The sequence below is a fragment of the Mesorhizobium sp. M7D.F.Ca.US.004.01.2.1 genome, from assembly GCF_003997785.1.
Lineage (GTDB): Bacteria > Pseudomonadota > Alphaproteobacteria > Rhizobiales > Rhizobiaceae > Mesorhizobium > Mesorhizobium loti.
In genome coordinates, this window is sequence record NZ_RZRQ01000632.1 from 1 (window position 1) to 1,548 (window position 1,548).

A 1,548-nucleotide genomic window follows, 5' to 3' on the forward strand; every position below is an offset into this window, starting at 1 on the left:
AGCGACGACTTGCCGGCGCCATTGTCGCCGATGACGGCGAGGATTTCACCCGGGTAGAGGTCAAAGTCGGCATTGTCGAGGGCGGTGACGCGGCCATAGCGCTTGACCAGGCCACGAGCGGTGAGAATGGGTTCCTGGGTCATGGTCATGCCGAAACCTTTCTGATCCATTGGTCGACTGCCACGGCGCCGATGATCAGCACACCGGTGAGCAGCACTTTCCATTGCGGATCGGCGCCCAGCATGTTGAGGCCCATGGAGACGACGCCGACGATCATTGCGCCGAACAGCGTGCCCAGGATCGAGCCGCGTCCGCCAAACAGAGAAATACCACCGATCACCGTCGCGGTGATCGCTTGCAGATTGTAGTCGGTGACGGCGGCTGACGGCGAGATCGAACCATTGCGGCCGATGGAGACCCAGGCCGCGAAAGCGGCGATCAGCCCGGCAAGGGTGTAGACCGTCATCAGCACCTTCTTGGTCTGGATGCCCGACAGCTTCGCCGCCTCCTGGTCATCACCAACGGCGTAGACATGGCGGCCCCATGCCGTGTGATTGAGCACGTACCACAGGATCAGAACGAGCACGACCGTGGCAATGACGCCGAGCGTCAGCACCGCCGTGCCGACCTTGAAGCTCAATGCAAACAGATGCAGCAGCGGCGCCTGGGTGTCGACGTCGGTGTCGCGGATCGTCTCATTGGCCGAATAGATGAAGTTCGTGGCCATGACGATGTTCCAGGTGCCAAGCGTCACGATGAAGGGCGGCAGCTTCATGTAGGCGACCAGCACCCCGTTGAGCAGCCCGCAGGCCGCGCCAGCGGCAAGTCCGATCGCCACGGCGAGCACGCTGGGCATGCCGTAGCTGACCGCGCAATTGCCCATGATCACCGCTGAAATCACCATGATCACGCCGATCGACAGATCGATGCCGGCGGTCAGGATGACCAATGTCTGCGCAGCACCCAGAATGCCGATGATGGCGATCTGCTGCAGGATCAACGTCAGCGTGTAGGACGAAAAGAAACGCCCTCCGATGGTGATGCCGAAGACGATGATCGCCAGAACCAGCACGATCAGCGGCACCGCTGCCGGCGTTGAATGCAGGAAATGCTGGATGCGCTTGACGGCCGATTTATGCTCGTCAAAAGCGGCAACGCTTGTATCGCTGCTCGAGAGAACCTTCTCGAATTCCTGAGCTTGAGCCATGTTTCCTCCCCGTTGGGTGCCAGCCACGCGCCAACACCCGTCCACGCTTTTCCGGTCTATTGCCGGGATTGTTCGCGGTCACGCGACCCATCGTCCACCCGAAGCGGCCGGGGATCAAGCCCCGACCGCTCAGGTTCCGTAGATGCCGGTCAGACCTGCATCAGCCCCAGCACTTGGCGAGACCTTCCTTGGTGTCGATGGACTTCACGCCAGTGGCCGGCTTGTCGGTCACCAGGTTGACGCCGGTATCGAAGAAATTCTTGCCTTCGGTCGGCTTCGGCTTGGTTCCGTCCTTGGCGAAAGCGGCGATCGCCTCGATGCCAAGTGCTGCCATCTGCAGC

At 61.4% G+C, this 1,548-nt stretch carries 2 protein-coding genes and 1 pseudogene; all 3 read right to left on the reverse strand.

Going from position 1 to position 1,548, the window contains the following annotated elements; translation table 11 throughout:
- The coding region (locus EN993_RS38195; protein WP_245469071.1) for an ATP-binding cassette domain-containing protein at positions 1-170 on the reverse strand (170 nt) is incomplete at its 3' end.
- The gene (locus EN993_RS35635; RefSeq protein WP_109662417.1) at positions 146-1,207 is read right to left on the reverse strand and encodes an ABC transporter permease; all 1,062 of its coding nucleotides are present in this window, start codon (positions 1,205-1,207) and stop codon (positions 146-148) included. The genes EN993_RS38195 and EN993_RS35635, both read right to left, overlap by 25 nt.
- A gap of 160 nt (positions 1,208-1,367) precedes the next feature.
- Positions 1,368-1,548, reverse strand: a pseudogene (locus EN993_RS35640) (sugar ABC transporter substrate-binding protein); the annotation flags it as partial.